General features: G+C 37.3%; 24 protein-coding genes and 1 tRNA gene. 15 read left to right on the forward strand and 10 right to left on the reverse strand.

Translation table 11 applies throughout. The features are described 5' to 3' along the window. Window positions 1-79 precede the first annotated feature (79 nt). From LOK78_RS00545 to msrA, 3 genes are all read left to right on the forward strand, one after another. Window positions 80-1,174 carry a Nif3-like dinuclear metal center hexameric protein gene (locus LOK78_RS00545; protein WP_232633498.1) on the forward strand — a complete coding sequence of 365 codons (1,095 nt, stop codon included), beginning with the start codon at window positions 80-82 and terminating at the stop codon, window positions 1,172-1,174. 3 nt (window positions 1,175-1,177) lie between these two features. Further along, window positions 1,178-1,960, forward strand: a complete 783-nt coding sequence (locus LOK78_RS00550; RefSeq protein ID WP_053971446.1) for a zinc ribbon domain-containing protein — start codon at window positions 1,178-1,180, stop codon at window positions 1,958-1,960. Window positions 1,961-2,088: 128 nt separating this feature from the next. Beyond that, the gene (msrA, locus tag LOK78_RS00555) at window positions 2,089-2,745 is read left to right on the forward strand and encodes a peptide-methionine (S)-S-oxide reductase MsrA (RefSeq protein WP_232633118.1); all 657 of its coding nucleotides are present in this window, start codon (window positions 2,089-2,091) and stop codon (window positions 2,743-2,745) included. Between the two features lie 66 nt (window positions 2,746-2,811). On the opposite strand, the gene LOK78_RS00560 is transcribed toward msrA, so the two are convergent. Continuing rightward, window positions 2,812-6,291 carry a T9SS type A sorting domain-containing protein gene (locus tag LOK78_RS00560; protein WP_232633119.1) on the reverse strand — a complete coding sequence of 1,160 codons (3,480 nt, stop codon included), beginning with the start codon at window positions 6,289-6,291 and terminating at the stop codon, window positions 2,812-2,814. 349 nt (window positions 6,292-6,640) lie between these two features. After that, window positions 6,641-7,447 (reverse strand): class I SAM-dependent methyltransferase, encoded by an 807-nt coding sequence (locus LOK78_RS00565; RefSeq protein ID WP_232633120.1) that lies wholly within the window; start codon window positions 7,445-7,447, stop codon window positions 6,641-6,643. A 332-nt stretch (window positions 7,448-7,779) separates the two neighbouring features. On the opposite strand from LOK78_RS00565, the gene kynU reads away from it, so the two are divergent. The 4 genes from kynU to LOK78_RS00585 are packed head-to-tail and all read left to right on the forward strand — an operon-like array spanning window position 7,780 to window position 11,234. Continuing rightward, window positions 7,780-9,051: a kynureninase gene (kynU, locus tag LOK78_RS00570; RefSeq protein WP_232633121.1), complete on the forward strand. Its 1,272-nt coding sequence runs from the start codon at window positions 7,780-7,782 to the stop codon at window positions 9,049-9,051. After that, the gene (locus tag LOK78_RS00575) at window positions 9,044-9,391 is read left to right on the forward strand and encodes a hypothetical protein (protein WP_232633122.1); all 348 of its coding nucleotides are present in this window, start codon (window positions 9,044-9,046) and stop codon (window positions 9,389-9,391) included. The genes kynU and LOK78_RS00575 overlap by 8 nt, the downstream gene beginning before the upstream one ends. 30 nt (window positions 9,392-9,421) lie before the next feature. Next, window positions 9,422-10,819 (forward strand): FAD-dependent oxidoreductase, encoded by a 1,398-nt coding sequence (locus LOK78_RS00580; RefSeq protein ID WP_232633123.1) that lies wholly within the window; start codon window positions 9,422-9,424, stop codon window positions 10,817-10,819. Between the two features lies 1 nt (window position 10,820). Next, complete coding sequence (locus tag LOK78_RS00585; RefSeq protein WP_232393916.1) at window positions 10,821-11,234, forward strand: RidA family protein; 414 nt, start codon at window positions 10,821-10,823, stop codon at window positions 11,232-11,234. 14 nt (window positions 11,235-11,248) lie between these two features. Here the strand turns inward: LOK78_RS00585 and LOK78_RS00590 are convergent, their stop codons facing one another. Next, window positions 11,249-11,599, reverse strand: coding sequence for a hypothetical protein (locus tag LOK78_RS00590; RefSeq protein WP_232633124.1), 351 nt, complete (start codon window positions 11,597-11,599; stop codon window positions 11,249-11,251). Window positions 11,600-11,703: 104 nt separating this feature from the next. On the opposite strand from LOK78_RS00590, the gene LOK78_RS00595 reads away from it, so the two are divergent. The 6 genes from LOK78_RS00595 to LOK78_RS00620 all read left to right on the forward strand — a co-directional run bounded on the left by LOK78_RS00595 (window position 11,704) and on the right by LOK78_RS00620 (window position 16,817). Further along, window positions 11,704-13,146, forward strand: coding sequence for an aldehyde dehydrogenase (locus LOK78_RS00595; RefSeq protein ID WP_232633125.1), 1,443 nt, complete (start codon window positions 11,704-11,706; stop codon window positions 13,144-13,146). A 78-nt stretch (window positions 13,147-13,224) separates the two neighbouring features. Then, window positions 13,225-14,007, forward strand: coding sequence for an SDR family oxidoreductase (locus LOK78_RS00600; RefSeq protein ID WP_232393918.1), 783 nt, complete (start codon window positions 13,225-13,227; stop codon window positions 14,005-14,007). A gap of 91 nt (window positions 14,008-14,098) precedes the next feature. Continuing rightward, a complete protein-coding gene (locus LOK78_RS00605) occupies window positions 14,099-14,635 on the forward strand; it encodes a 3-hydroxyanthranilate 3,4-dioxygenase (protein WP_232633126.1) in 537 nt (178 codons plus the stop codon). Window positions 14,636-14,656: 21 nt separating this feature from the next. Next, a complete protein-coding gene (locus LOK78_RS00610) occupies window positions 14,657-15,739 on the forward strand; it encodes an amidohydrolase family protein (RefSeq protein ID WP_053971434.1) in 1,083 nt (360 codons plus the stop codon). 1 nt (window position 15,740) lies between these two features. Further along, entirely contained in the window at window positions 15,741-16,382 is a 642-nt protein-coding gene (locus LOK78_RS00615; RefSeq protein WP_232633127.1) for an O-methyltransferase, read from the forward strand. Window positions 16,383-16,385: 3 nt separating this feature from the next. After that, entirely contained in the window at window positions 16,386-16,817 is a 432-nt protein-coding gene (locus tag LOK78_RS00620; protein ID WP_232633128.1) for a TlpA family protein disulfide reductase, read from the forward strand. Window positions 16,818-16,824: 7 nt separating this feature from the next. On the opposite strand, the gene LOK78_RS00625 is transcribed toward LOK78_RS00620, so the two are convergent. The 5 genes from LOK78_RS00625 to LOK78_RS00645 all read right to left on the reverse strand — a co-directional run bounded on the left by LOK78_RS00625 (window position 16,825) and on the right by LOK78_RS00645 (window position 21,660). Beyond that, window positions 16,825-17,109, reverse strand: coding sequence for a twin-arginine translocase TatA/TatE family subunit (locus tag LOK78_RS00625; RefSeq protein WP_157492138.1), 285 nt, complete (start codon window positions 17,107-17,109; stop codon window positions 16,825-16,827). A 76-nt stretch (window positions 17,110-17,185) separates the two neighbouring features. Continuing rightward, window positions 17,186-19,498 (reverse strand): M1 family metallopeptidase, encoded by a 2,313-nt coding sequence (locus LOK78_RS00630; RefSeq protein WP_232633129.1) that lies wholly within the window; start codon window positions 19,496-19,498, stop codon window positions 17,186-17,188. Between the two features lie 73 nt (window positions 19,499-19,571). Next, the gene (locus tag LOK78_RS00635; protein ID WP_232633130.1) at window positions 19,572-20,072 is read right to left on the reverse strand and encodes a DUF6702 family protein; all 501 of its coding nucleotides are present in this window, start codon (window positions 20,070-20,072) and stop codon (window positions 19,572-19,574) included. Window positions 20,073-20,108: 36 nt separating this feature from the next. Further along, window positions 20,109-20,903, reverse strand: coding sequence for a peptidase associated/transthyretin-like domain-containing protein (locus tag LOK78_RS00640; protein ID WP_232633131.1), 795 nt, complete (start codon window positions 20,901-20,903; stop codon window positions 20,109-20,111). Beyond that, window positions 20,866-21,660, reverse strand: coding sequence for a carboxypeptidase-like regulatory domain-containing protein (locus tag LOK78_RS00645; RefSeq protein WP_232633132.1), 795 nt, complete (start codon window positions 21,658-21,660; stop codon window positions 20,866-20,868). The genes LOK78_RS00640 and LOK78_RS00645 overlap by 38 nt, the downstream gene beginning before the upstream one ends. A 116-nt stretch (window positions 21,661-21,776) precedes the next feature. Here LOK78_RS00645 and pepE point away from each other — a divergent pair, with 116 nt between their 5' ends. Then, on the forward strand, window positions 21,777-22,484 hold the full coding sequence (gene pepE / locus LOK78_RS00650; protein ID WP_232633133.1) for a dipeptidase PepE: 708 nt from the start codon (window positions 21,777-21,779) through the stop codon (window positions 22,482-22,484). A gap of 36 nt (window positions 22,485-22,520) precedes the next feature. Here pepE and LOK78_RS00655 read toward each other — a convergent pair. Beyond that, window positions 22,521-22,593: transfer RNA gene (locus tag LOK78_RS00655), tRNA-Gly, on the reverse strand. Window positions 22,594-22,728: 135 nt separating this feature from the next. Here LOK78_RS00655 and LOK78_RS00660 point away from each other — a divergent pair. Next, window positions 22,729-23,673 carry a GNAT family N-acetyltransferase gene (locus LOK78_RS00660; protein ID WP_232633134.1) on the forward strand — a complete coding sequence of 315 codons (945 nt, stop codon included), beginning with the start codon at window positions 22,729-22,731 and terminating at the stop codon, window positions 23,671-23,673. A gap of 62 nt (window positions 23,674-23,735) precedes the next feature. On the opposite strand, the gene LOK78_RS00665 is transcribed toward LOK78_RS00660, so the two are convergent. Then, window positions 23,736-24,122, reverse strand: a complete 387-nt coding sequence (locus LOK78_RS00665) for an ankyrin repeat domain-containing protein (protein ID WP_232633135.1) — start codon at window positions 24,120-24,122, stop codon at window positions 23,736-23,738. Window positions 24,123-24,185 lie beyond the last annotated feature (63 nt).

Here is a 24,185-nt window from a genome sequence, read left to right on the forward strand (position 1 = left end):
ATGAACCAATTCGTAAAAAATCCACCCACAAGCACTTGAAAAAATTTTGTAGGTTTGATGAAAATAGGCTCAAAACATGATGACCATACAAGATGTAATAAATCACCTAGAGATATTTGCCCCCCTCCATTATGCAGAGGATTTTGATAACACAGGCTTACTAGTGGGTGATGCAAACACCCCTTTGAAAGGTATCTTAGTTACCTTAGACACTTTAGAACAAGTGGTTGACGAAGCTATTGAAAAGCAATGTAATTTAATCGTTAGCTTCCACCCTATTATTTTTAAAGGTTTAAAAAAAATTACAGGAAAATCCTATGTGGAACGAACTGTTTTAAAAGCCATTAAACATGATATTGCTATATATGCGATTCATACGGCTTTAGACAACTCTTTCCAAGGAGTGAACGCTATGATTTGCGACCAACTTGGTTTAAAAAACAACCAAATTTTAATTCCTCAATCTGGCACAATTAAAAAGTTAACAACCTTTGTTCCCAAAAATGAAGCAGAAACGCTTCGTCAGGCTTTATTCGCTGTGGGTGCAGGAGGCATTGGTAATTATGACTGCTGTAGTTTTAATGTTGAAGGAACTGGCACTTTCCAGGGGAACGATCAATCCAACCCAACCAAAGGAAGTCGGGGTTCCATTCATTATGAGGAAGAAACACAAATTTCAGTTACATATGCAAAACATCTTGAAGGAATCATTTTAAAGACATTGTTTGAAACCCATTCCTATGAAGAAGTAGCCTATGAGATTGTCACACTAGAAAACAAGAACCAACATATAGGTATGGGAATGGCAGGAGAACTGGAGACTGCAATGGATGAGGAATCCTTTTTAGCCTTTTTAAAAAAGCAAATGAAAACTTCATGCATCCGACACACAACCCTTCTCAACAAACCAATTAAGAAAGTAGCTGTTTTAGGAGGATCTGGAGCATTTGCTATTGGAGCTGCTAAGGCTGCAAAAGCAGACGCTTTTGTAACTTCAGATTTGAAATATCACGACTTCTTTTCCGCTGAAAATCAAATTATTTTATGCGATATCGGCCACTTTGAAAGTGAACAATACACAAAAAATCTTTTAGCCTCTTATCTTACAAAAAAAATTACTAATTTTGCAGTCGTTTTATCAACGACCCAAACCAATCCAGTAAAGTATTTTTAATATATGGCAAAAAAGAAAGAAACAACTGTAGAAGAGCGCTTAAGAGCCTTATACGATTTACAACTCATCGACTCACGTATTGATGAAATTAGAAATGTTCGTGGAGAGCTTCCTTTAGAAGTTCGTGACTTAGAAGATGAAGTTGCTGGTTTGAATACTAGATTAGAAAGACTTGAGTCTAGTTTAGAATCGATTGATCACCAAATTACTGACAAGAAAAATTTAATTGAAGAATCAAAAGCTTTGATTAAAAAATACAGTGAGCAACAAAAAAATGTTAGAAATAACAGAGAATATAATTCCTTAACCAAAGAAGTTGAGTTCCAAGAACTGGAAATTCAATTAGCTGAAAAGCACATCAAGGAATTCAAAGCTCAAATTGAGCAAAAGAAAGAAGTTATTTCTGAAACTAAAGACCGTCTTAAAGAGCGCCAAAAACACTTGAAGCACAAAAAGGGTGAATTGGATGCTATTTTAGCTGAAACTGAGAAAGAAGAAAAGGCCTTGATTGAAAAGTCTGACGACTACAAATCAAACATTGAAGAAAGATTGGTTAAAGCTTACACTAGAATCAGAGAAAATGTTAAAAATGGTTTAGCTGTTGTACCTGTTGAAAGAGGTGCTTCAGGAGGATCTTTCTTTACCATTCCACCACAAATCCAAATGGAAATTGCTTCACGTAAAAAAATCATTACAGATGAGCACAGTGGTAGAATTTTGGTTGACCCAGCATTAGCTGATGAACAAAAAGAGAAAATGGAAAAATTATTTGCGAGCTTAGCTTAATATAATTTACAACATACTTTAGAAGGCCTTTACATTTGTAAAGGCTTTTTTATTTAATAAAACTTTCACTATTTAGAATTAAGGATATGCATTTTCTTACGACTACTACAATTAATAAAATCAATCTCATGAAACATATTGCAGCCCTTTTTATGACAATTTTCCTATTTAATTGTGAAAACAAAGCTCAATCCAACTCAAAAAAACAAGCATTACTAGAAGTCACACCTATGGAGGTTCCAATTCAAAATGGCAAAGCTAAAGCCTATTTCGCTAGTGGATGTTTTTGGTGCGCCGAGGCTATTTATGAAAGCATAAAAGGTGTTGATGAAGCCATTTCAGGTTATTCTGGCGGATTCACAGACAATCCTAGCTACAAATCCACAAGCACCGGGGCAACAGGACATGCTGAGGCCATCGAAGTCATTTATGATCCAGAAGTTATCAGCTTTGAAGAGTTAGTAGAAGTGTATTTTAGTTCGCAAGATCCGACCCAAGTCAACGGTCAAGGTCCTGATAAAGGGTCGCAATACAGATCCATTATATTTTATCAAAATGACGAGCAAAAACAAATCGCAGAAAAGAAAAAAGCAGAATGGGGCAAAAAATTAAATTCCAATATAGCTGCTGAAATTGTACCCTTCCAAAAGTTTTATGTAGCCGAAGATTATCATCAAGACTTTGAAAGACTAAACCCCACAAACCCCTACATCAGAAATGTCTCAAACAAAAGACTGCAGCAATTAAGACAATCGTGCCCCCTTTTATTGAAAAAGGAACATTAAAAAAGGTGCCAGATATTTTCTGGCACCCTAAAGACTAATTCAAAAAACTACTAATCAAAAATATCACTACATTTTGTTCTGGACGAGCTTCCCTGTAAAGCGTTCTCCATTAATGGATAAAATGTAAATCAATGTATTTGAATTTAATGAAGGTAAATTGACCTGATAATGATTACTACCCTCTTTTATTTCACCTGAAAATACGGTCATTACGCGTTGGCCTAACAAATTCATCAATACCAATTCCCCTTCACTTTTACCCGGAACATCTACTTTAAAATTAACCTCATTGTTGAAGGGGTTTGGATAGGCTTTTATAGCTGGCTTTCCAACAACCTCTTTAATTTCTTCAATTTTGGGTATTTCAGCCAGTTTAACTGCTTCCTCTTCCGGTTCCTCACAAGTAGCAGCATCTGAAATACATGTTGTATCATCTGTTCGTCTTGCTTTAATACTAAAACCATCACCGGCATTAATATTAAAATAAACTGACGATTGCCAGACACCACCAAATTCCAATTCATTTATGTATTGATATTCACTACCAACTGGACTTACAACCTGCAAGGTCATTTGAGCAGAGGAACACGTCGCTGGATCCGAGACTTGGACTACAGGCGTTGATGGAACATTAGGTGCTGCATAGATAATTTTACTCATTCCATTGGAAATACAACCATTAATTGTCATCGCTCTGATGACATACGAACCTGGTGCTAATCCAGAAAAAACACCAGTATTATTGGTAAAATCCTCGGGATTTTCACTATCGATACTAAAGGTTAATCCAGTAATAGTTGAAGTAACCGCTATGGTACCTGTGGTTAAACCACAAGTTGGTTGAGTAACGTTTCCTGTTAAATCACCGGGATTTGGATTGACAGTCAAAATGACATCATTCGTTGCAGAGGAACAAACTGGGTCAAATCCACTTGTACAAGTTAATCTTAAAGTCACTGTACCAACCCCCGATACACTAACTGTTCCTGTTGCAGAATTAGGACTATTGAAAGATGCCGAAGCTGTTCCCGTTGAAGAAACTTGGGACCATTGAGGAGTTCCGTTTAAAACAGCACCGTTCAAATTAAATACAGTTGGACCACCGGGTTTAGACTGACACAAGGCTTGAGGAGAACCTGCATTGGATGTTGGATTAGGATTAACAATTAAAACAACCGTACTGTTAATCACTCCACAGGATGGACTTTGGTCACTTGTTGCCGTTAATTTTAAAGTTACTGTGCCTATTCCAGAAATTGACACGTTAGACGTTAAAGAAGTATCGTCCGTAAAACTGACCACATCTGCAGTTCCCGTTGAACCCTCCTTAGTCCATTTAAAAGTAGCATTTGTTCCTGTACCTGCTAAAGTGAAATCTGTTGGACCTGTTGGCAGGGTTTGACACAAAGCTTGATTACTTCCTGCATTTACCGTTGGATTAGGATTAACGGTCAATACAACCGTACTGTTAATACTTCCACATGATGGATTTTGGTCACTTGTTGCCGTTAATTTCAAAGTAACAGTTCCTGTACCAGAAATAGACACATTAGACGTTAAAGAAGTATCGTCGGTAAAACTTACCACATCTGCTGTTCCCGTAGATCCCTCTTTGGTCCACTTAAAGGTGGCATTTGCTCCTGTACCAGCTAAGGTAAAATCGGTTGGGCCCGACGGCTGGGTTTGGCATAACGTTTGAGCACTTCCCGCATTTACCGTTGGATTAGAATTAACTGTCAATACGACTGTACTATTGATTGTACCACAAGAAGGGGTTTGATCACTAGTACCCGTTAATTTTAATGTTACCGTACCTATCCCGGAAATAGAAACATTAGAAGTCAATGAGGTATCGTCAGAAAAGCTGACCACATCTGCTGTTCCCGTAGATCCTTCTTTGGTCCACTTAAAGGTGGCGTTTGTTCCTGTACCAGCTAAGGTAAAATCGGTTGGTCCTGTTGGTAAAGTTTGACATAACGCCTGATTATTTCCAGCATTAACGGTAGGGTTTGGATTTACATTAAGAACTACTTGATCTGAAGGCGTACCGCAAGATGGGGTATATCCACTTGTTGTTGTCAATTGCAGTGTAACTGAACCTATACCAGAAACTGAAACATTGGTCGTAAGAGACGTATCATCATCAAAACCAGAAACATCAGCAGTTCCTGTTGCTCCTACTTTGGTCCATTTAAAGCTTCCGTTAGACCCAGATCCAGCCAAGGTAAAGCTTGTTGGTCCCGATTCACCAGACTGACACAATGTTTGATCTATACCAGCATTAGCTGTAGGCAACGGATTTATGACAACAGTATCCATTGCGGGATTTAAACAAACATTACCTGTGGGCGTATAAGTAATCGTATAACTCCCAGCAGAACTAGCTGCCAAATCTATAATACCATCATTGGACAATTGACTATTCCCAGCAATTGGGTTACTCCATACCAAACCAGCCGGTGACGCACTAAATGTTCCATTGGGAACAACAGGCGCATTTGGTGAAGCAGTTCCTGACTTACAATAGGCCGCATCATAATCCAGTTGAGCATTTCCAAATTGAAAATCGACAGGGATCGGATCAACAAAATCCTTTAATGCAGCATTATAGGAGTCAGAAGCTTTAGTCTTAACAAACACCGTTTTTATATTTGCCGATAGACAATTTGCATTAAAAATAGCATCAATATTAATAGCCGCTTCCACAAAAGCATAGGCAATATAATTATTGGACCCAAAGGCTTCATAAGGAACCGAAACTCCTCCTGATTCATTAGTTGCGCCATAGGCACTGGGTTGCATTGCAACCACTGGAATTTCCTTTTCCACAAACTGGTAGGAAGAACCCGAAGCCTCCCAAACATAAAAATGCACATTGGCATTGCCCCCACCATTACTGTACTCCATAGATAAAACAAAGTCTCCAATTGTTCTACCGTTGGTTGATGCCAAGGAAGATGTTCCATCCGCACCCACGGAGGTAAATGTTCCTCCTTCATTTTTGGTAAACACCCCTTGAGAAAATTCAAAATCTATATAACTAGTTCCGTTTGTCACCAATCGATCACCGGCTAGCATAAGCCATTTTTCTGTTCCGCTTGTAGATTGGTGAAGAATAACGGTATTAATATCACATTTACTGGTCGCTTTACTATTGGTCCAACTCCAAGTATTGGGATTGTCTCCAAATGAACTACCACCTGTAAAACTATTATCAGAAGTTGTATTATAAAGATCACGTGAAAACTTCGTGTTATTGGCATTAATTGGAACGTATTCTGACCCATTATATTGAAGAACAAATCCACCAATAGTGGACGCATCACCGTCATCAATCCAATCTCCTTCAGAATCAGAAAGCAAGTTTCCGTCTATATCAAAACCACCAATAGGCGGATTCACAGGAGCGACTTGTCCAAAAGACATTATCGAAACTAAAAAAAGAAGTAAAAAAATTACATAGAAAGATATTGGCATCCTTTTGGATTCCACTAAGGGATTTAATTTTTGGGGAGCATTTTTGCTTGAATAGTCGTGTTTTTTCATTGGAAAAAAGATTTAATTGATTAATAGCATGAGGCCAAGTCAATTAGACCGGGGAATAAAACACCACTTTTAAGTAAGACAATCCTTGGAAGTCTAGTTAGTACCCACAACAATGAAAAGACATGATAATTTTGAGAGGTTTAATAGAAGTGTATTAAACCATGGAGGTTTGCGGCTTGAACCACTATCAATTAATTGGAGAGAAAAATATTATAATTTGATTAACAGCTAATTAAAGATAATCAAACCTTATTACACCATCGAAAAAAGACGTCAGAATGCTATTTTAAAGCTTAAACTACTCGTAAATAAGGAAATAGGACTACAAATGCATTTAAAAAAGTAATTCCTATTTCAATGGTTTTGATGCCTTTATTTCAAAAATCAATGGATATAATTGATGATTAGCCACATACATCCCTGAAGAAGTTTCTGTTAAATCTGGCAACACATCATAGGGACTTTCATAATGCTCTTTTAAATATTCAATCTGCAAACCAGCCTCTGTAAGGGAGCTAATGATTTCACCAAAGCCATGATTCCAACCGTATTCTTTGCTAATCATTTCAGAATCTGTATCAGCGTAGGTACCTTCATACTCCTCATAGATGGCTTCCTTTTGCATGTATCCATACTTCATCACAGCAGGTTTTTCCAAGTAGTCAAACATCCAAACTATGGGATGAAATTCTGCCATATAAAAAACCCCTCCAGGTTTTAACCGCTCCGCAATCATTATCGCCCACGGTTTTAAATCCGGCAACCAACCTATCACCCCGTAACTCGTAAAGATAATATCAAACAAAGAGGCCACATACTTTGAGGTATCCAATACATTGCAACAGAGAAACTCTGCATCCAGTTTTAAATCATCATTGAGTTGCTTTGCGATTTCTAACGCCTTATCACTAATATCAACTCCCATACACTTAGCGCCCAACCTACTCCAACTTAAGGTATCCTGCCCAAAATGACATTGCAAATGCAATAATGATTTGCCAGATACATCACCCAAAGCCTCCAGTTCATAAGAATTTAATGAAGATTTCCCTTTCTTAAAATCACTTAATTGATACATATCACTTTGAGAATGTACCTCAGCCTTTTTGTTCCAGGTATTCTTATTAGTTTCAAAATATTTTGTTAAATCTTCCATAATCAAAGAATTACATCATCCAAATGCATCATGCATGCGTAAATATAATAAACTTAAAAATTCCGCAATACGCGTCTCTATAAATCGAAAAAGCGCTTCCACTATCAGTCGAAGCGCTTTTTCCTTTCTTGGATTTCAAAACCTTAGTCCAAGTACCAGAATAAAAGCAAATTTCTGGTTTCCAAACTATAGTAATTTCTTTTTGAATACACTTTCGTCATCCTTTGTGCTTTTCTTAAAAATTCAAATTTCAAACCTAATTTAAGATACCTCTAAAACTTCATAGCTTGAATTAGAATTCTTATTTTTACCGAAATCAAAACACAAACAAATTGACTAATCACAAACTAGGTCTTGATTATGCTAAAGAACAAGACCAAAATGATCCTCTAAAAGAATATCGAAAGAAGTTCCATATTCCCACGGATCAAGATGGAAAGGAACTGGTTTATTTATGTGGTAACTCTTTAGGGCTTCAACCAAAAACCACCAAAGACTATATTGATCAGGAATTGAATGATTGGGCCCAATTGGGAGTAGAAGGACATACAGAAGCCAAAAATCCGTGGTTACCTTATCACGAATTTCTGACCGAAAATATGGCCAAGGTTGTTGGAGCCAAACCCATTGAGGTGGTTGTCATGAACACCTTAACAGCCAACCTCCATTTTATGATGGTATCGTTTTACAAGCCTACCACTAAGCGATATAAAATACTTATCGAAAGTGATGCCTTCCCTAGCGATAAATATGCCGTAGAATCCCAATTGCGTCATCATGGATATGACGATAAAGATGGGCTTATCTTATGGAAACCTAGAGAAGGTGAAGAACTTTTGAGATATGAAGACCTTGAAGGGCTTTTGGATAAACATGGTGAGGAAATTGCACTTGTATTAATTGGAAATACAAACTATTACACGGGGCAATTTTTTGATATGAAACGCATTTCAGATTTGGGACATAAACATGGTTGTATTGTTGGTTTTGATTGTGCCCATGGTGCTGGAAATGTCAATTTAAAGCTTCATGACTCGGATGCTGATTTTGCGGTTTGGTGTACTTATAAATACCTAAATTCTGGTCCAGGAAGTTTGGCCGGCGCGTTTGTGCATGAAAAACATGCCTATGATAAATCACTGAATCGCTTTACAGGATGGTGGAGTCATAACAAACAAACCCGCTTTAACATGCGACATGAATTTGATGTGTTGCCTGGTGCCGAAGGTTGGCAATTAAGCAACCCTCCTATTTTATCTATGGCAGCTATCAAAGCTTCTCTAGATATTTTTGGTGAAGTAGGCATCGAAGCTTTAAATGAAAAATCAAAAAAACTTACAAGGTATTTTGAATTTCTTTTAAAACAGTTGGGAGAAGACACTATTAGAATTATTACTCCTGAGGATCCAAAAGAAAGAGGTTGCCAACTATCCATTCAAGTAAAAAATGCTGATAAAAACCTATTTGATAAACTTACCAAATCGGGCGTCATTGCCGATTGGCGTGAACCTGATGTGATAAGATGCGCCCCAGTGCCATTATACAATTCGTTTGAAGATGTTTACAGAATGGTGGAAAATCTAAAATCGATTTTAAATGGATAAAGAAATAATTTTGAAACCCTATTCAAAAGAAAAACATATTTTATCTATTGACAAAAAGTCGGAAGTAGGGTTTTGGAATTATCAAATGTTCGGACTATTCAGTTTCTTTTTGAACAAAAAAAGAGATTGCTTAATCATTACCGAAAATAGAATTATTCTAATCCTAGAAAATAAATTAGTTACAGAAATTGAACATGATGGTGTTCTAAATATCAAATTTAATCCCTTGAATGATTCCATAAGTTTTAATCATCCAATAAAAAATTCTCAAGAATTGAGTTTAAGAAGTCTGAGATTAACTTATGACGAGATTCAGAAAATAAAAAATGTATTGCATTAAATTGAATTCATATTCTCTGAAAATAAAAAAATGAAAGATAAACAACAAAACATACTAATTATTGGTGCCGGACTTTGTGGCTCTCTTTTAGCATTACGACTTGGTCAACGCGGTTACAATGTAACTGTTATGGAAATGCGTCCAGACATGCGCAAAGTTGACATAAGTGCCGGAAGATCCATAAATTTAGCCTTTTCCGATCGAGGAATTAAAGCCATGAACATGGTCGGCATTCTAGATAAAGTGATGCCACTTTGTATTCCTATGAATGGAAGAATGCTTCACGATTTGGAAGGCAATACCATCTTATCCCCTTACAGCGGGCGCGAAGAGGAATATATCAATTCCATCTCCAGAGGAGGCTTGAATTCATTATTGCTCGACGAAGCAGAAATGCATGATAATGTTACCATCCATTTCAATAAAAAATGCCTTTCTGTCGATTTCGAGAAAACCACTGCTACTTTTAAGGATTATAATAGCCAATCTGAGTTTGTTGAAGATGCTGATGTCATTTTCGCGACTGATGGTGCTGGATCAGCAATGAGAAAAAGTTACTATTTGAGTAAAAAATTCCTTTTTAGCTTTTCTCAAAATTGGCTCTCTCACGGCTATAAAGAACTTTCTATTTTACCCAATGAGAATGGTGATTTTAAAACCTTTAAAAATGCTTTGCATATTTGGGGACGTGAATCGTTTATGCTTATTGCTTTACCCAATTTGGATGGCAGTTTTACAGTCACATTGTTCTTAAGTTATGATGAAGGGGAATACAATTTCAACAACCTAACAACCAAAGAAAACGTTTTGGAGTTCTTTGGTAAATATTTCAAAGATGCTTTGGAATTGATGCCTAATTTGGCTGAAGACTTTTTTGAAAACCCTACATCGCCTTTGGGAACAGTGAAATGTTCTCCTTGGCATTACAAAGGAAACACCTTGTTGATGGGTGATGCAGCTCATGCCATTGTTCCTTTTTATGGGCAGGGAATGAATGCTTCCTTTGAGGATGTAACGGTCTTAGATCAAGTATTGGAAGAAGGACATAAGGATTGGGAAACCATCTTTAAAATTTATGAATCCCGACGCAAAAAGGACACCGACGCCATAGCTGATTTAGCTATTGACAATTTCCATGAAATGAAGGGTCATGTCAATCACCCTAACTTTAGGGAAAAACGAAAATTGGAAATGGCTTTGGAAAAAGAATTTCCAGAGTACGCTTCAAAATATTCCCTAGTGACTTTTAATGAAGATATGGGATATCAAGAAGCCATGTTGAGGGGACGTGCCCAAGACAAAGCCATTTTAAACATGTTGGCCGAAGGCACTTTAAATATGGAAGATGATTTAAAAACCAATTTTGAAAAAGTTAAAGTAGAAACCGATCATATTTTAGAAGAAGATCGCATTGCTAAAAACGCATAAAATGATGAGTGAAGAAAAAAAAGTAACACCTAGAGGCGCCTATCCGCATGTAAAAGTAGTTGGCGATTTCATTTTTGTCTCAGGTACTAGTTCTAGGAAACCAGACAACACGATTGCAGGAGTCGAATTGATAGATGAGATGAACACCAAAAAACTGGATATAGAAGTTCAAACCCGTGAGGTCTTAAAAAACATCGACCGAAATCTTCAAACCGTTGGAGCTAGCATCAAAGATGTCGTAGATGTAACCACCTTTTTGGTGAATATGAATGATTTTGCTGGTTACAACAAAGCTTATGGGGAATTCTTTGAGAAAGAAACAGGCCCAACAAGAACTACGGTAGCAGTACATCAGCTACCTCATCCTGATTTAGTTGTAGAGATCAAGGTAACGGCTTATAAGAAACAAGAATAATAAAAAACTAGAGTCTATTTCCCAAACTTATTAACTAAAGCCTTTTCCGTTTTCAACCCTATAACGGCAACTCCAATAACAACAATGGAGATGGCGAGGATAAAACCAACCATCATTTGGAAATTTAACAAAAGGCCCAATATACCTAAGCCAATAAGAATGCCTGAAAATTTTAAGTAAAGGTTTCCTCCATAGCTTAAGGAAAAATACCAATGCTCCGGACTTCTTCCGGCTCGCTTGGATTTAGAAAGCATTTTAAAGTCCTCCTGGTATTTAGGTGGTTTTTTGGTTTGCCACCAACCTGTAAAAAACATTAATACAGAAGTGGTCAAAAGAATAATCGAGAAACTGTTTTCAACATTCATAAGACGAATTACTTAGACCAAAATACAAAATATGCACGGGATTTTCATGGGGTAGCTTCCTTAATTTATTTGTACTTTTGGAATCAAACCAACTATAATATTTTGTGGAAAAAATCCAAAATTATATAAACGGAAGTTTTCATAATCCATCATCTAACGATTGGATTGACAACTACTGTCCTGCCAATGGAGAAGTATATGGCCAAATCCCTAATTCAACTAAAGAAGATGTTGAAAACGCTTATTTAGCAGCCCAATCTGCTTTTCCTAATTGGTCGCAAACGACTTTGGAAGAACGGAGCCGTATCTTGATTAAAATATCAGAATTACTGGAGGCCAATCTAGATCGATTTGCAGAAGCTGAAAGTAAGGACAATGGCAAGCCAATAAGTTTGGCCAAGTCGGTAGATATTCCCAGAGCCGCAAGTAATTTTCGTTTTTTCGGAAATGCCATTACGCAATTTGCCAGTGAAAGTCATGAAAGTGTAGGTCAGCAAGCTATTAATTATACCCTAAGACAACCTATAGGCGTTGTCGGCTGTATTTCGCCATGGAATTTGCCTCTTTATTTGTTTACATGGAAGATTGCCCCTGCATTAGCAGCTGGCAATTGTGTTGTTGCCAAACCCAGCGAAGTTACGCCTATGACAGCCTTTTTACTGGGAGAAATTTGTAATGAAGCAGGTTTACCTAAGGGAGTTTTAAACATTGTTAATGGTTTGGGAGCCTCAACAGGTCAAGCCATTATTGAACATCCAGACATTAAAGCCATTTCCTTTACGGGAGGTACGGCAACTGGCGCCCATATTGCAAGAGTAGCAGCCCCGATGTTTAAAAAGCTATCGTTGGAATTGGGCGGAAAAAACCCCAACATCATTTTTGCAGATTGTGATTATGAGGATATGCTTAACACAACGGTACGTTCTTCATTTGCTAATCAAGGGCAAATTTGCCTTTGCGGAAGCCGAATTTTTGTAGAAAAAACTATTTACGACCAATTTAAAGCCGATTTTGTCGCAAAAGTTAAAGGACTGAAGGTAGGTCATCCTGCAAAGACAGATACCAATATTGGTGCCTTAGTCTCCAAACCCCATATGGAAAAGGTTTTAAACTACATTGATATTGCCAAAGAAGAAGGCGGAAGCATACTATGCGGGGGCACCCAGGTAACTGTTGAAGGTTTTGAAAATGGCTATTATTTGGAGCCTACCGTCATTGAGGTTAAAACGGATGAATGCCGCGTGAATCAAGAAGAAATTTTTGGCCCAGTTGTAACTATCATGCCTTTTGAAACCGAAGATGAAGTTTTACAAATGGCTAATAAGGTAAAATATGGCCTCTCCTCTACCCTTTGGACTAATGACCTAAAACGCACCATGCGAATGAGTCAACAATTGCAGGCTGGAATTGTTTGGGTTAACACATGGATGTTACGTGATTTGCGTACACCCTTTGGTGGAGTGAAAGCCAGTGGTGTAGGTCGTGAAGGCGGCTTTGATGCCTTACGCTTTTTTACCGAACCTAAGAATGTTTGTATTAAATACTGAAATAGAACATAGATAAGAGAGAAAAGAACATAGATTAAGACGCTGTTCTCAATACTTTCTTCGTTAATCAAAATAATAATGAATCTAGAATTAAACAATAAATACGCCCTAGTTTGTGGAAGTACTGCTGGTATAGGAAAAGCAACTGCTATTTCATTAGCCAACGAAGGCGCAACAGTCACTTTAGTGGCTCGAAATGAAACCAAGTTAAAAGAAGTGTTGAGGGATTTACCAAATTCAGACAAGCACAATTATTTGGTTGCTGATTTTTCAAACCCTGAAGAACTACAAGAAAAGGTAAACACGTTTATAACTCAAAACCATGGCTTCCATATTTTGGTAAATAATACAGGAGGTCCTGCTGGAGGCCCAGTATTTAGTGCCAAACTCGAGGAATTTGAAAATGCCTTTACCCAACATTTAAAATGCAATCACGTGTTGGCACAAGCGGTTGTTCCTTTTATGAAAGAAGCTGGTTTTGGAAGGATCATAAACATTATTTCCACCTCCGTAAAACAACCTTTGGATGGTTTAGGGGTGAGCAATACCATTCGTGGTGCTGTTGCAAACTGGAGCAAGACTCTAGCCAATGAGTTAGGACAATTTGGAATCACGGTGAATAATGTCCTACCCGGTGCAACAGGAACAGAGCGATTGACGGAAATCATTAAAAATAAATCGGCAAAAACAGGTAAAAGTGAAGATGAAGCTGCCGAGGCCATGAAACAAGCGGTGCCAGCCAAACGTTTTGCCCAACCCGAGGAATTGGCTGATGCCATCACGTTTTTAGCAAGTTCTCGCGCCAGTTATATCAACGGAATTAACCTTCCTGTTGATGGTGGTCGAACAAAAAGTTTGTAAATTTAACCAAAACCCGCGTGAGGGGTTGAAGCTAGCTACCGTGTAGCGCGAAAAACCCGACCCGAAAGGGGCACGCCCAAAAAAATAACATATGAGCCAATTAGTTTCTCCTATAAATTTCAAAGAATGGATTGAAGAAAACCGTCACTTGTTAAAACCTCCTGTAGGGAATAAAGTGGTTTGGAAGGATGGCGAATTTATTGTCATGGTAGTTGGTGGGCCTAACAGCCGTAAAGATTATCACTACAATGAAACTCCTGAGTTTTTCTATCAAGTGGAAGGAGATATTGTATTAAAAGTTATTGACCAAGGTCAACCTAAAGACATTCATATAAAGGAAGGTGAAATCTTTCTTTTGCCTCCAAAAGTTCCTCATTCCCCACAACGTGGTGCTAACACTGTGGGCTTGGTTATAGAATACCCAAGAGAGAAAGGGGTTCAAGATGCCTTGTTGTGGTTTTGTGAAAACTGCACCACCAAATTGTATGAGGAAGATTTCACATTGGACAACATTGAAACTGACATGCCCAAAATTTTTGATAAATACTATGGCGATGCCGGTAAGCGAACCTGTCCCAATTGTGGGCAAGTAATGCAACCACCTAAAAAAGTACAACTAGAAGACTAATATTTACTACCGACTACCAACATGAAACGCAAACTAAGAATTAATGGCCATTCTCACCTATTGCCCTATCCCGAGGAGATTCCTCAATTTATGAAGGATAAAGGTATTTTTTGGGTTGACAAAGACAGAAAATACATGCTTCAGAAAGACTGGAGCAGACCTGTAACCGATTCGAGTTTTTTCTTAAACGAGAAGCTTGAATGGATGGAGCGCTACAAAATAGATCATGCGGTGGTACTCAATTTGTCGCAGTTGTATGGTAACGGTCTGCGTTTGGAAGAGATGAAGCAGGCCCTTAGGTTTCAAAATGATTTTAATGGTAGAATACAAGCCGAAAACCCAAGTAAATTCACGTGTGGATTTGTAGTACACCCTGGATTTGTTCGCGGTGCTTGCTGGGAAATTGAGCGTTGTGTGGAAGAGTTAGGCATGAACTTATTATGCCTTCCCACCCATTATATGGACACCATTGGAACTTGGCGTTGTATTTTTGATGAGGAAAACGAACCTATTTTTGAGTTAGCCAACAAATATAATTTGGCCGTTGAGATTCACCCATATGATGGTGAGAAATTCATAAAACTTCAAAACACTGCTTGGAGATTTCATTTGATCTGGATGTTAGCACAATGCGCAGATGCATATCACTTCCTTACCTTGAATGGTTACTATGAGAAATATCCAAATATGCGAATTTGTTTTGCTCATGGCGGACAATTGGCCCAGATTAATTTAGGACGACGAATTCAAGGGTTTGATGGTCGTCATGATTTATTTGAAGGTAAAGTACACCCTAGAAAAGCTGTTGGGCATAAAAACATATTCTTTGACACCCTAGTACATGATACAGGCTCTCTTCAATTATTGATAAAAAATCAAACGGCGAAACAGGTGCTAATTGGCTTGGACGATCCGTATCCATTAGGGGAAATGGAAAGCACTACCCAATCTTCATATCCAGGGAAAATTTTGGATTTAGCCATTGAGAGGAATATCATCGACGAAACTGAAAAGGATGCCATGTGGGAGGATAATGTATTACAGTGGTTATTTGGTGATGATGAAGTCAAAAAGCAAAATTTAGTAAACAAGATTCTGGCTTAATATGCATTTTCTGCCTGAACATATTGACAACTATGTTGTAAAGCACTCTGAAAATGAGCCGGAGCTTCTGCAAAAGCTCAACAGAGAGACCCATCAAAAAATTTTACAACCAAGAATGTTAAGTGGGGACTACCAGGGAAGGGTTTTAAGCATGCTTTCCAAATTAATTCAGCCTAAATACATATTGGAAATAGGGACCTATACAGGATATTCTGCGCTTTGTTTGGCTGAAGGCTTAACAAAGGGTGGTGAATTACATACCATTGACGTAAATGAGGAACTGGTAGATTTTCAAAGGAAGTATTTTGACGCCTCACCATTTGGAGAACAAATTTATCAGCATTTAGGAAATGCCTTAGATATCATTCCAGAACTTGATCACACTTTCGATTTGGTTTTTATTGATGCCGACAAACCAAATTACATCAATTATTTTCATGCTATTATAGACAAATTGAGGCCTGGAGGTATCATCCTTTCAGATAATGTTCTTTGGAGTGGCAAAGTAGCCGAACCTATTAATGATAAGGATACGTCAACAAAACTATTGGTTGAATACAATCAACTATTGAAGGAAGATTCTCGTGTTGAAACCGTTATTTTGCCCATACGTGATGGCTTAACAATAAGTAGAAAGCTTTAGATAATGGATAACCAATTAAATTCGATAGTGGTTCAAGACTTTAATCAAAATCCAGTGGATTTATTGTCAATTTACAAAAACCAAAACCTGCTACTCTTACTTTATAACAACCAATGTTTAGGATGCACTGGAAGAGCTGTGCCATTAGCCTACAAGCTGCAGAACATGCATAAAAACGTAACTGTTATTGGCATTCACAGTAATTTTGGCACTCAAACAACCTCGGAAGAAGACATCAAAAGTATATTCACTTCAAAAGAACTACCCTTCCCCATCTATTTAGATGAAACACATGAGATTTATGATTTCTTCCAAAGCGAAGGAACACCTCAGTGGGTACTAATTACAAAAGATAAAACGATATACCGCTCGGTTTTTGGCTCTCAGGCCAATGCTGAAAATCGTTTGCTTTATGCTTTGGAGAGTTTAGATTAGAAGAAATCTACATGTTCCTTTTAATTGAGCCCGTAAAGTCTTCTAGATCGTCTTTGACTTTATTGAGTTCGTCTTGAACATCTTTGGTGATATTGGTATCAATGCCCATCTTATCACTACTGTTATTAATCTCAGATTTAATATCATTGGAAGCGTCTCGAAGCATACGCATACCTTTCCCTAAGCCTTTGGCTACTTCTGGAATTTTATCCGCTCCAAAAACCAACACCACGATAAAGAGAATGAAAATCACCTCTGGTGTACCTATAAACAATATAATCGCACTTGCTATCACGATGCAAATATACTAAGATGAATTATATGAAAATTAAAAAGGCCAGTTAATTCAACTGGCCTTTTGTTAATTTTTAATCTCTTACCTGATTTTTAAATTTATCAAAATCACTTTGTTGAACTTCTTTTGGCCAACTGTTATTTGATGTATCTATATCTGCAGTTTCCAGGTTAGGATCTACCGTAATCTTTACGATTTCCTTATCAGAAGCCACAGATTTGCTAACTTCTTTATCGTTGTATCTCCATATTTGCGCTGGATATGTTTCTGTTTTAGAAGTTCCATCGCTATAGGTATACTCAACAATAATAGGCATTACCAAACCTCCTGGTTTTTCAAATGTAATAGAATAGAAATATTTTGGTTCTTTAATATTCTTTCTTTCATCTGCTGTGAAATTGTCCATAAGGTATTCTTTTAATGTAGATGAATTTTCAACCGCAGAACCATTCTTTAAACTTTCCTTATAATCTTCACTTCCCTCTTCTACCATGTATACTAACGGAGGTAAATCTGATATTTTCATTCCTCTTTGTGCCACGATATCTTTAACATATTTGTTTGGTTCAGAAGACACATAGTATTTTTTAACATCCTTCACTCCTATGTCAACCCAATCTGTAGTGTAGAACCACCCTCTCCAAAACCAGTCTAAGTCAACTGCAGAGGCATCTTCCATGGTTCTAAAGAAATCTTCTGGCGTCGGGTGCTTAAACATCCATCTTTGCGCATAAGTTCTGTAGGCATAGTCAAACAATTCCTCGCCCATAATGGTCGTTCTTAATATATTAAGAGCCGTTGCTGGCTTGCTGTAAGCATTGCTTCCAAACTGATAGGTATTTAAACCTTTAGTCATTATAGGGGCAATGAAATCTTGATTTCCTCCCATGTAAGGGATTATTTTAGCCGCAGGCCCTCTTCTCGATGGATAGGTTTCATCTCCTTCTGATAAGGCATCAGGATACCATTTACCAAAATCCTGCTCCGCCACATATTGGGTAAATGTGTTTAAGCCTTCATCCATCCAAGTCCATTGACGCTCATCACTATTCACAATCATCGGAAAGAAGTTATGTCCAACTTCGTGGATAATAACACTCATCATTCCATACTTGGTACGGTCACTATAATTTCCGTTTTCATCAGGACGACCATAGTTCCAACAAATCATCGGATATTCCATTCCTTGGTTCTTAGCATGAACTGAAATAGCCTTGTGGTATGGATAATCAAATGTCATTCTTGAGTAAGACTTCAAAGTACTAGCCACAGCTTTGGTAGACCAATCTTCCCATAACGGATTCCCTTCTTTAGGATATAAAGATACTGCCATGATGTCTTTTCCACCGATGTTAACAGCCATCATATCCCAGATATATTTTCTGGATGTTGTGAAAGCAAAATCACGAACATTCTTAGCGTGAAGCTTCCACGTCTTAGTCTTAATTGATTTATTCTTTTCAGCAGCTTCTGCTTCTGCTTGAGTTACTATAATCACTGGTTCGTCATAAGACTTTTTAGCCTTTTCATAACGATTCATCATTTCTTTAGTAAAAACATCCTTACGGTTTACCAACTCTCCTGTACCATCCAAAATATGGTCAGCTGGAACGGTGATGTTCACTTCAAAATCACCAAAAGGTAACGCAAATTCATCACGTCCCCAGAATTGGGAATTTTGCCATCCTTCTACATCATTATAAACGGCCATTCTAGGGTAAAACTGAGCTATAACATATGCTCGGTTATCATCCTTTTCAAAATATTCATATCCAGATCTTCCTCTTCCATCTACGTGATTGTTGATGTTATACCACCACTTGATTGAAAATGAAAATTTCTCTCCAGATTTTAATGGCTTTGGTAATTCAACGCGCATCATGGTTCTGTTAATAGTATGTTGTAAAGCCTTTCCGCCCGCTTCTTTTACCTCCATGATATTGAAACCACCATCAAAAGGTTCTTTCATATAAGTTGAAACAAAACCAGAAGGTTGTTGAGCAGGTGCTACACCACTTCCTTCAATTAAAGGCGTTTTAGAATCTTTGGCTCTCATGTTTTGATCCAATTGAACCCATAAATAGGTTAACTCGTCTGGAGAATTATTGTGATAAGTAATCGTCTCAAATCCAGAAATTGTAGCCTTATCATCATCCAAGGTGATGTCCATTTTGTAATCTGCCTGCTGCTGATAGTAGGATGGACCCGGAGCACCAGAAGCCGTCCTGAACATATTTGGGGTTGAAAATTCGTCATACAATTGCTTAAATTTATTGTTATTGGTATGACCGGTTTTTGTTTCGGGCTTTTCTTGTTCCTGTTCTTGTGCAAAAGCTTGAACAGATAAAAAAGCCATCGAAAGAAAGAAATACTTGTAGATTTTCATTATTCTTTTGAAAAGTTTGTTAGTGGTAAAAAATTCGGCGGAAAATAGCAAAAAATCAATGCAAATGAGACATTTAATCGTAATTTAACATTGCTTTATCATTTTCTCTAGTGAGGATAAAGGATTTATTCTTGGAGTTAATTTTCGTGCGAATGATATTTTGTTGCTCCTCATACAAATCATAGAGCACGGAATTGGTAATTTCAATAGAGGAAATTTTCTTCACATTTTCAACCTCCAAATAAACGATGGCAATATCATCTTCATACTCTTTCCCTATGTAATTTAAGGGTACCTCTTGGCCGTTAATTTTAATTCCAAATTTACTCCTTATGTATTTTTCAACATAAAGATCTACTTGCTTATCCTCATTTTTATAGGCCATCACCAAATTTTCATCATACCTGGCTTGTAGGACATCTTCTAGGTCATCAATAAAAATTCGTGAGATAAGTTGCAACGATTTTTTCTCAGAAACATATTCCACTTGGGTAATACTTACATAGTATTTATGCAAACTGGAAAATGCCATAAGCGGCACCACGAATAAAATAAATAGGTATTTCAATTTCATTTGATTTTTATGACTTCTTTACAAAAAGTGTTCCAACTAATCGGTTTTAGTTTGCCACTGTTTTTTAAACTCTTGAAGCTTGACCAATAGCATTTCTAAAATTTCAATATCACCACTCACTTTACATCGTTGGATAAAGATATCGTCTTCAGAACAAAAGTAGAAAAATTCATTACGCCTTTCTTCTGGTAAGTCTTCCATTTCAAATAATTTATCTTCAAGACTTCTTCTTATCTCATACATTAGATCATCTCGGCGTTCCAACTTAATTCTATTCTTGAGCATTTTTGTTCGTCCCGATATGGCATTAAGAATAGGGTTCAATGGAACAAATCCTCCCCCAGTAGTAGCTTCCTTTAGCCTTCTTTCACTTTGGGTAAGAGGTGGACCCTCATAACTTGGTATACCTAATTTTCTTGCTGTGATGGGTTCGCCTTCTACAGCCGAGACATCATCGCCTAAATCACCTGTTAGTATCTTGCCAAGAACCACTTCATTCAATTCATAGGTTGTTTTAGTCAATGAGACTTCCACAATTCCTTCTTCCATCATCTTTTGGTAGACCACAAACTCCTTTGGGTGATGTAGTAGGGAAGAAAGCAATATGGTATCATGGAGTTTCACAGATATTTGAAACTCGCCTTTTTCATTGGTAATAGTAAACCTACTTGAAGTTTTATTAATTACATGGATATTTTCTACATCCTCATTTGAAGTAACCCTACCTGATAACAGCACTTCCTGAGAGAACAGAACATTGGCAGAAAGAAAAATGACAATAAAAAAGATTACATCAATCTTCCCCATTACCCAAACCTCTGAACTTTTCACTCATTTTCACCATATACTCAATCAGCTCTACCTCATTTTCATCCTTCAACAAATCGGCATCAAATCCCTTTTCATAGCAGAAGGAATAAAAAGCTTCTATTTGATCCTCCGGAATATGAAACTGTTGGGTTATAAACGCATGGGTATATTTTTCAGAAATATCAACAATTTGATCTTCTCTCTTCAGTTCCTGGTGTTTAGGAAGTGGCTTGGATTTTTTCTTAAAAAACACACTTAATAGGGCCGCAAAATCAACGCCATTGTAAAATTGACCTTGTCTGGTTATGAAATTATCCACTTTGGTTAAATGATCTGTCGGGAAATTCATGTTCCTCACATCTCCTAAAGTCAAATTCCCCAAGGGGTCAATTTTCATCACTTTAACACTATCTACATCAACACCCAAATTACCCGTCAGTTCCGAAGAAAAGACATAGACCTCATTCAAACTATTGACCTGCTCGGTTAGCCAAATCTTCAAAACGCCTGTAATCATGGTCTCTTTGGCTACAGGAAAGGATACCGGAGTATATTGAAGTGCCGATATCTCTATTATATCACCCTCTCCCATTAACAAGGTAAACTCGCCAAACTGATCTGTTATAGTTCCTTTGGAAGTAGATTTATTATAAATGGTTACACCTTCTACATCATTGTCATTGGAAACCACTTGGCCGGTAATTTCCTTTCTAATGACACCTTGTGAAAAAGCTGAAATAGTGATTAAAAAAAAAGTGAAAAGTAAAAGTTGTTTCATGAGATCGCTTTAAAGTTTTTATTAAAGGAACTATTTTTCAAATGAATATTATCCTATTAAGATAATAAACTTTTGTTAAACCTGATATTGTCTACCTTTACAAAAAACAACATTAAATGAAACAAATTATAATGGCTAGTACTTCAACCATTCATGGGAGTGGCTATTTGGAATACCTGCATCCAGAACTTGAAGTGTTTTTCAAAAATATAACGAACATCTTGTTTATACCTTATGCCAGACCGGGAGGCATCAGTCATGATGCATATACTGAAATTGCACAAAAGGGCTTTTCAAAAATTGGTAAAAACATAACGGGGATCCACACGTATAATAACCCTATTGAAGCAGTAAAAAATGCCGAGGCTATTTTTACAGGGGGCGGAAACACCTTTGTTTTGGTAAACCAATTAAACAAAAACCAGTTAATCGAACCTATAAGGGATGCCCTTTTCAATGGAACAAAATATTTAGGAACTAGCGCAGGAAGTAACATTTGTGGGTTAACCATGAACACCACCAATGATATGCCAATTGTTTATCCGCCAAGTTTTAAAACGTTAGGTATGGTTCCTTTTAACTTAAACCCTCATTACTTAGACCCCATACCTGGAGATAAACACATGGGCGAAACTCGAGAAACCAGAATCAAAGAATTCCATCAATTTAATACGCAGCCGGTGGTTGGTTTAAGGGAAGGCAGTTGGCTACACATCGAAAACGAGAATATCACCTTAAAAGGTGAATTAACAGCCAGGGTATTTGAGTGCGGTAAAACCCCTTATGAAATAGAAACGGGATCATCATTAAACAACCTGAAATAAATAAAAAAAGTCTCACATTTGTGAGACTTTTTTTTGAGCGGGAGACCGGGTTCGAACCGGCGACATTCAGCTTGGAAGGCTGACGCTCTACCAACTGAGCTACTCCCGCGATTGCAGTTGCAAATATATTACTTACTTTTATTTCCAAACAAATTTTTCTTCTTTTTTTTGGAAAATTAATTGTGTTCTTTAATTCATAAATAACAAAAAACAACCTGCTTTAAAGCATACCAATTGAAACTCAATGACTTTAATTGCTGAAACAAATCGTTTGTATTTAAGAGAGTTTAATGCTTCGGATGCTATTCATTTTTTTGAGATGAACAAGGATCCTGAAGTGATTCAGTTTACAGGCGACTCCTCATTCTCCTCACTTCAAGAAGCTCAAAAATTTATTGAAGCCTATGACCAATATAAAACATATAATATGGGCAGATGGGCCGTTATCAGAAAGGAAGATAATGCTTTCTTAGGCTGGTGCGGTTTGAAATTTCATCCAAAAGAACATTTGGTTGAAGTTGGATATCGTTTCTACAAAAAGTATTGGGGGCATGGTTATGCCACAGAAAGTTGCAAAGCATCCATTACCTATGGTTTCAAAACACTGAAATTGGCGACTATTTACGCCCATGCCCATAAAGACAATTTGGCTTCTCATAACGTCATTATAAAATCTGGTTTAAGTTGGATCGGCGACGGCTTTTATGATGGCATGCCCGCCAAACTTTATAAATTGAATAACCCTGATTTAAAGGTAAAAATAATCTCATCCTTGGAAACTCATGAAGTTAGACATCCTGTCTTACGGGAAGGCAGACCCAAAGAAGATTGCGTTTTTAATGGCGATGATGATCCTGACACATTTCATTTGGGACTCTATCTCTTAAACGAACTTGTGGGAGTGGTTACATTTATTAAAAATCATCATCCAGACTTGGCTAATCCGAAACAGTATCAACTAAGAGGGATGGCTGTTCTATCATCAGCACAAGGCAAAAACTATGGCAGTCTATTGATTGATGCTGGAAATAAAATTCTCATGGAGAAGAAAGTAGGATTGGTTTGGTGTAATGCCAGAGAAAAAGCACTTAATTTTTATTTAAGAAACGGTTTTGAAATCTTTGGTGAACCTTTTGAAATACCTCAAATAGGAACCCATTTCTCAATGTTCAAATCGCTTAAACATTAAAAGAAAAAGCCTCAGTGACCTGAGGCTTTTTCAACTAACCAACCGATGAAAAATGCTATTGATTATTTATCCAAAGCGCTTTTAATAGCAGCTTTGGCCTCAGTAGCATTAGACATTTCTGCATGTTCTAAGGCTGTATGGCCTTTGTCGCATTTTGCTTTAAGGTTTGCACCGCTTTCAATAAGGTAGTTTAAAATTTCTACTCGGTTGTATCGAGCTGCGTACATTGCTGGTGTCATTCCAGCTGATTTTTCGTTGACATCAACACCTAGACCCAATAATTTTTTTACTGTTTCTGTATCTCCCTTAACTATTGACATACATAAAGGACTAATTTTTGGTCCGACTACGGTTTCCAATGCAGTTGATGATACTGGATTGTGATTGGCATTTACTAGACTAAAAGAAAAGCCTAATGCGATTGCAAGAATGACTGCTGTTTTTTTCATGATGAAAGATTTTTGATTAATGATTTTTTTGATTGTATTAAAGAGACGATTAATTTTTTGGAT

It is taken from the genome of Mangrovimonas futianensis (assembly GCF_021245805.1).
Taxonomy (GTDB): Bacteria; Bacteroidota; Bacteroidia; order Flavobacteriales; family Flavobacteriaceae; genus Mangrovimonas; species Mangrovimonas futianensis.